The sequence below is a fragment of the Wolbachia endosymbiont of Mansonella perstans genome (assembly GCF_020278605.1).
Taxonomy (GTDB): domain Bacteria; phylum Pseudomonadota; class Alphaproteobacteria; order Rickettsiales; family Anaplasmataceae; genus Wolbachia.
On record NZ_JACZHU010000059.1, the window covers coordinates 1 to 6,643 of the forward strand.

General features: G+C 34.6%; 6 protein-coding genes and 1 tRNA gene. 3 read left to right on the forward strand and 4 right to left on the reverse strand.

Translation table 11 applies throughout. The features are described 5' to 3' along the window. Nucleotides 1–179 precede the first annotated feature (179 nt). The 3 genes from IHO13_RS03905 to IHO13_RS03915 all read right to left on the reverse strand — a co-directional run bounded on the left by IHO13_RS03905 (nucleotide 180) and on the right by IHO13_RS03915 (nucleotide 3,371). Nucleotides 180–252: transfer RNA gene (locus IHO13_RS03905), tRNA-His, on the reverse strand. 231 nt (nucleotides 253–483) lie between these two features. Beyond that, a complete protein-coding gene (gene ffh, locus IHO13_RS03910) occupies nucleotides 484–1,827 on the reverse strand; it encodes a signal recognition particle protein (protein ID WP_225538367.1) in 1,344 nt (447 codons plus the stop codon). Further along, nucleotides 1,812–3,371, reverse strand: a complete 1,560-nt coding sequence (locus tag IHO13_RS03915; RefSeq protein ID WP_225538368.1) for a proton-conducting transporter transmembrane domain-containing protein — start codon at nucleotides 3,369–3,371, stop codon at nucleotides 1,812–1,814. The genes ffh and IHO13_RS03915 overlap by 16 nt, the downstream gene beginning before the upstream one ends. A 931-nt stretch (nucleotides 3,372–4,302) precedes the next feature. Between IHO13_RS03915 and IHO13_RS03920 the strand changes: the two genes are divergently transcribed. Beyond that, nucleotides 4,303–4,539 carry a hypothetical protein gene (locus tag IHO13_RS03920; RefSeq protein WP_225538369.1) on the forward strand — a complete coding sequence of 79 codons (237 nt, stop codon included), beginning with the start codon at nucleotides 4,303–4,305 and terminating at the stop codon, nucleotides 4,537–4,539. 51 nt (nucleotides 4,540–4,590) lie between these two features. Then, nucleotides 4,591–4,758, forward strand: coding sequence for a hypothetical protein (locus tag IHO13_RS03925; RefSeq protein WP_225538370.1), 168 nt, complete (start codon nucleotides 4,591–4,593; stop codon nucleotides 4,756–4,758). Between the two features lie 279 nt (nucleotides 4,759–5,037). Here IHO13_RS03925 and miaA read toward each other — a convergent pair whose 3' ends face one another. Beyond that, nucleotides 5,038–5,931, reverse strand: a complete 894-nt coding sequence (gene miaA / locus IHO13_RS03930; RefSeq protein WP_225538371.1) for a tRNA (adenosine(37)-N6)-dimethylallyltransferase MiaA — start codon at nucleotides 5,929–5,931, stop codon at nucleotides 5,038–5,040. 75 nt (nucleotides 5,932–6,006) lie between these two features. Here miaA and IHO13_RS03935 point away from each other — a divergent pair, with 75 nt between their 5' ends. Beyond that, entirely contained in the window at nucleotides 6,007–6,477 is a 471-nt protein-coding gene (locus IHO13_RS03935; RefSeq protein WP_225538372.1) for a hypothetical protein, read from the forward strand. Nucleotides 6,478–6,643 lie beyond the last annotated feature (166 nt).

Here is a 6,643-nt window from a genome sequence, read left to right on the forward strand (position 1 = left end):
AATAATAGCTTCAATGTTATAATATTGGAGGAACTTGTCAAGTAGTTTTTTGTTTTATTGGATGACATTATGACTTTTTTCCACTGCTGTCTTCCGTCCTTTGTGTAGTGGAAATTAGTATGAGTATGTATAAAGAGCCTACTAACACTTATATTTGTGTAAAGCAAAAATTTTAGCGGGGCGAGCGACCAGGATCGAACTGGCGACATTCAGTACCACAAACTGATGCTCTACCAACTGAGCTACGCCCGCCAAAGTATAAAATTTCTGATACATCAGTACAGAAAGTATAAAATTTCTAACATATCAGCGCAAAAAGTCAATTGGCTATTTAAGTAGATTTTTTTACTTCAAGCTGTATTATAGTTATATGTAAAATAGTGAGGTTTTCTAAGATGTACAGTTCCACAATTCCTCCCTTGATGGTATTTTTCTTACACTTTATCATACCATTACACTTTCTGGGACCATGCACCAAACTCTCTACTTTCTGCTTAGCATATCCATCAAATCAGATTCTTTGAGTTTACTGTGGTCGACTTTACTGAATTTGTTTACCATTGCGCTCATTTGGTTATATTGCTTAACTAAGAGATTAATATCCGGCACACTCGTTCCAGAACCTTTTGCAATTCTAAGCCTCCTCTTGCCATTTAGAATATCTGGGTTTTGCCTTTCTTTTTCAGTCATCGAATTTACGATAGCTATGTATTTTTTCACTTTGCTATCATCTGGCACTCCACTACTTAGCTTTTTTGTAAATGAGCTTGGAATGAACTTCATTATATTACTGATGCCATCCATTTTATTCAGAGTTTTTAGCATTCCTGCTAAATCATTTAGGTCAAATTTACCTTTTTTTACTTTCTTTTGGAGTTTATCGATTTCTTCCTGACCAACGATCTCGGCAGCTCTTTCAACCAATGAGACGACATCACCCATATCAAGTATCCTTTTTGCGATTCTATCTGGGTAAAAGTCGTCAAGGTCACTTAGTTTTTCACCACAAGCGATAAATTTAATTGGGCAATTAGTTGTCATTTTCATAGAGAGAGCAGCACCACCACGTGCATCTCCATCAATACGAGTGAGAATAATACCAGTTATACCTATTGTCTCATTGAATGATTTAGCAATATTTACTGCATCCTGGCCAATCATCGCATCGGCTACTAAAATAACTTCTGCGGGTGAAGCTATTTCTTTCACAGCCTTCAACTCATTCATCATATTTTCGTCGATATGAAGCCTACCAGCAGTATCTAGTATCAATACATCATAGTTATTGTTCTTTGCTACTGCCAGTGCCCTTTTTGTAGTTACAGTAGGCTTTTCATCTATCGCTATGGGTAAGGTTTGTACTTCTATTTGTTTTCCGAGCACCTCAAGCTGTTTTTGGGCAGCAGGCCTATAAATATCCAGAGAGGCAAGCATTACTTTTTTCTTTTGTTTTTTTAGCTTTAAGGCAAGCTTTCCTGAGGTTGTTGTTTTACCTGCGCCTTGTAAGCCCACCATCATAATTATAGCAGGAGGTTTAACTGCAAGATTTAAGTCACTTTTTTCTGGCCCAAGGATTGCAACTAAATTATCCTGCACAATTTTGATTATCATTTGTGCTGGAGAAACACTTTTTATGACTTTTTCCCCTATGACCTTATCCTTAATGTCATTAATGAATTTTTTTACAACTTCAAGTGAAACATCAGCTTCAATTAGGGCTATACGTATTTCACGCATAGCAAGGCTGAAGTCATCTTCGGAAATGATTGACTTTCCCCTGAGCTTATTGAATACAGAATTTAAGCTCTCGGTTAACGATTTAAACATAGCAGTACCAGTAGAACGCCCATCAAAAAAAGAGAAGAAGCTGAAACGAAACTCACTGAGTTATAATTTAGCACTTCTTTAAGTTTAGTAGTATTATTAGAGTATAGACTGGCAAGAGAATTAGTCAGGTTTTGCAGCACGCTAGCAGACATCTTTCCCATTTTGAAAACCAACTTATTGAATAGTGAAACAACATAGGGTATGAGAGCTCTGAAAATCCAATCGATATCCATTTTAAAATTTATTCTTGGCAGAAATAACTTGCGAAATGGGATAAACAACAAGGTAGCACATAGTAATGAACTAAATTGCGACCAGATATTTTGTGTGTTGTACGCAAGATTAAAAATCGCAGGTTTGTTGTAAATAGGTAAATAAGGATTGCCAACAATTACGCATATAAATGCTAAAATAATCATAGATATTCCACCTCCTTCCTCTGTTAAAGGTCTTGACTTGCTTTTGGCAATAAATATGTAGTAAAGAAACTTAAGTCCCACACTTAAATAAAGCAATAAGTTCAGAATTTTGTGTAAGTTTTCGTACAATTCTAGATTAGTACCATTCATTTTAATTTCGGCTGCAATGTATGATTTGCTAATAAATCCAGCAGTTCCAGGGAATGCAGCCATTGTAAGTATTGCGATCAAAGCATACATTCCTTCTACCGACATGAATTTGCTTACTCTGTTAAAACTTACCACTTTTGTCCGCGATATAATTGAGTTGGCAACAGCAGTGAGCAATAGTTGGTAGACAATGGAAAAAATTATGTTAAGAGCAAGTAGTGGTACAGCATTTTCCAAGCGGCTAAGCAGACTTCCTGTCATAATTAATATGCCCATTTGCCCTACAACACTATAAGCTAAAAACCTACGGATGTTTTGTTCAAGAGAAGCAAATGTAATACCATAAATTGCAGTGATAGTGCCCAGGAATGCTAATATTTTGGCATAATCTTGCCAAAGGTTGTAAGTGTGCAAGAGTGCTACTAAAAAGGAAATCTTGGTAGTAAATAGGGAAAGGTATGACGCACCGTGTAATGATGCAGCAGGATATGTGTCAACAACCCAGAATGAAAAAGGAAAACAGGCGCAATTTATTAATAGACCCATGATTATTAGATTAGAATTTTGCATTGCTAACCCTGCTGTTAGTACAACCCCAACAAAAAAGTGTACACAAGCATATCTTACTGCAGGTCCATTATCTTTATTGCCGGCTGCAACGATAAAAGATGCACTGATAGCCATTAATTCACAGAATATCACAGTCAATAATATCTGCTTAGATAATATTGCACACAATGAACTGATAGTATAAGCAAAAAAGGATAGCATTTCCGAAAAGCTTAAATTTTTTACTGGTAGAACAATTAGGAATGCAGCTGATAAAAAAGATATCAATATGATGCGAAAAGATAAATCAAAATTTAGAACAGGATAGTACCAATTTAATGTGATACCTAAATTCTCAGGTAGTTTTAGTACTACAACTACTAATATAGATAGCAGAAATAACAGTGAAAATTTATAAAATTGCACGACAATTTAAGTCAATATAGTTTATACTATCTCGATGAATAAATAAAATCAATTTGCATGTATTAACCACTGATTAAACTAATTATCATATAATTATATCAGGGTTAGGGGTTATAGGAAACCGGTCAGGTTAGGTTTTTAATCTAACCTGACCGATAGCTTTAATAGTGAGGTAAGCCTCAATATAACACGCTCAACTTATAGTACTACATTCGTGCATAATTTATTTGAAATTTGTGCACGAATGTTAGTAAATTATTTACTTTTGAAATAAAGTTCAGCATTAATTTTTTATGGTTAGCACAAACTAGTTACTTCCTTGCTTTATATTACCATGCTATAATATCCATTATAGCATAAAGTTATTAATAATATGTATATTTTGACATATTAAATGAAGGTTCAGTCTGACAGACTAATGTCTCCAAGTAGCTGGCTGGCATCCAAGAAATTTTGCTTGTGAGCGAATGCGCTGAGTTAGTGAACATAAAAGTAGCGAATCTTGTGTTGCGCTGGCTAGGTTTTTTCCCACGTCATACCGCATCGGCTGCTAACACGTAGCGGAATAAAGGTTTTTTGAATTGCCGGAGTTACTCTAGCTACATCTACTAGATCTCTTGTATAACCAATTTATGGTGAGGAGAAACACAGATGAGCACCGCAGAATACTTGAAGTTTGAGGAGCGCAAGCAAGTCTTGAAGCAAAATCAGAAATCAGGTTATGCGAGGGATCTGCTGTTATATAACTTAATAATTAAATATTTTTATTGAATTATTAAACATTTTTATACATTATTATACTATTAGTAATTTATATCAAAACATTAATAGTGAGTAGCTCTACATCAGAAGAAAAGAAAAATCCAGTAGTTATACTAAAAGCTCAGGCATTAAGAGTGCAATTTCAGTATATTAAAGAGCTCGTAAGGTGATGTCGAAGCAACCTCTGGTTATCAGGCGTATTAAAGACATTAATAGAATGAATTTTGTTATTGACGGCAAAGTTGTAAGTAGAGATTTGATTACCAAATTATGCAAAGAATATAACAGTCTGTTGCCAAAGAGTGAAGACGAAAGTAAGAATTACCGTCCTTTTGCAAGGGCAGTTTTTAAGAAGATGTTTGAGCTTAATAAGGTACGAGTTCCAGGTAATCTTATTCTAGATTAGTTAATTACTAATTGTAACCAATTAGGATATGTATTTATATACACACCATTTATGAGTAAATTCTCTAATGAACATGCATTACATATGGATGTCAATAGTAGCAATGTTAATAGGAGAGTACTGGTTAACTATAAAAAGGATTCAGATTCTGTGAGTGTTGAATATAGCACTTCAGCAATACCTGTGAAAATGTCAGAGGAAAAACGGGGCAATATGTGATATATTGTTTTCAGTAGGATTCGCGTTAACCCTCGAGGTGATAAAAGTGTAACATATAAAGATGGTAAGTTGTCACTTACTGTTCCTGAGAGACTGAAGGATTATAATATGTGTGATAAAAGCTTGTTTGATATTATAAAGAATGCTTTCAGAAGTTGTGCGAAAAGCTTGGATTTTTAAAATAAAAGTAGAGCACGATTTAGATGATCCGTTGGAAGCGAACAGCTGTGTAAAAGACTCAGATTTGGGCTATCTTAGTAACAAACGTAGTGTTAATAATTAAAATATCTCGAGCTCTATCAGCTCATTTGCGCAATCAATCATTTCGGCATTTGGAAATTGATTTTTAAACCAGGTGTACTGGCGTTTCGCGTAATATCTTATATTTGTTTGAGCAATTTGTATTGCCTCATCTAAATTGAGCTTACCTTTTAAGTACTTTATAATTTCTGGCACTCCGTGTGCTTTCATAGCCGGCAAGTGTGTAGCTAAGTTCATCCTAAGTAGCTTTTCTACTTCATCAATTGCTCCATTTTCAACCATTTTAATAAAACGAAAATTTATTTTTCGGTATACGTTTTCACGCTCAGGCGAAATTGTATATATCTTAAAATTATTGAATAAAGGAGGCTGTCTATTCTCTTGCCATACGAAAATTGACTTACCAGTTTCAGTGATAACTTCAAGTGCCCTTGAAAGGCGGTGTGAGTCGTTCATGAATATTTTACCTTGAATTTTTGAGTCTTTGCTTAGCGCTAACTTGTAGAACTCCTCTTTACTTAAATTTTTTCTAAGTTTACTTATATTTTGCCTTACTTCCTGAGTTATTTGTGGAATTGACGATAAGCCCTTGATTAAGCTGCTGATGTAAAGCCCACTTCCTCCAGTGATGATAGGTATTCGTAAATTCTCCAGCGCATTATTGACTTCTCTTTTTAAATCCTTTAACCATAAACCTACGGAATAATTTTCTCTTACTGAAACATAACCATATAGTTTATAAAATTTTTCTTGCCTTGGTGGCTGAGCAGTAATTATGGGAATTTCTCTATATACCTGTTTCGAATCGCAGTTTATTATGTCAATATTTCCATATTTTTCTATCAAGCTATCGCACAATTCTGATTTACCTGAAGCTGTAATTCCTGTAATAATTACTAAATTGTCTCTCATTTATATTAATTTAATTAACGTATGATAGGGTGTAGTAAAAATTTCGATTTTACAATCTAAAGTTTGGAGATTTTTATGACAGAGAACAACAATAATAACTCATTTACTAAGCGTTTCACAAACAGGACCCCTGGCGATATGGGGGGAGGTTTTTCAAGTAAGTATTCATTCCAAAGCACCAAAGAACGTGCACTAGGGGAAAGAGGAAAAATTTCTCAGTTAGCAAACAAAAAAACTGAATCTAAAAAAGCTTTTTCTGAAAGTAGCAGCATAAAAAGTAAAAGCAGAACTGTCAATGAGAGATCCTTTGCTGATGCAACAAGAAGAAGTAGATCAGATCTCATATATTTAGTTCGTGGTAAAGATCGCGGGAGATCAGCATGGCATTATGTATTGGTCGATAAGGATAAGAGAGAGATGTTTCTTGCAAAAAGTAGGACTGACTCTATGGATGTTGCAGATTATGGAGAAATTCTATACTCAGGATGGGGAGAAGATCCACCACAAGAAATAGTTGATAAAATTAATGAAGAGTTTGGGCTATAGCAAGTCTGCCGCGAGCTTTACATTGGACTTCTTACATAACCGAAACTGAAAATTTTTGGTATTTTTTTATGCTCTTAAGTTGCTTGGCTATAAACGTTAAAATTTTTACTAAAAAAAAAGCAAAAGAAACTCCTGGTTAGTATCTATTTTCAGTTTTCAGTATTGG

Coding starts and splice junctions, on each gene's coding strand:
- ffh (WP_225538367.1), bottom strand. CDS start 1,827: ATGTTTAAATCGTTAACCGAGAGCTTAAATTCTGTATTCAATAAGCTC.
- miaA (WP_225538371.1), bottom strand. CDS start 5,931: ATGAGAGACAATTTAGTAATTATTACAGGAATTACAGCTTCAGGTAAA.
- IHO13_RS03920 (WP_225538369.1), top strand. CDS start 4,303: ATGTCGAAGCAACCTCTGGTTATCAGGCGTATTAAAGACATTAATAGA.
- IHO13_RS03935 (WP_225538372.1), top strand. CDS start 6,007: ATGACAGAGAACAACAATAATAACTCATTTACTAAGCGTTTCACAAAC.
- IHO13_RS03925 (WP_225538370.1), top strand. CDS start 4,591: ATGAGTAAATTCTCTAATGAACATGCATTACATATGGATGTCAATAGT.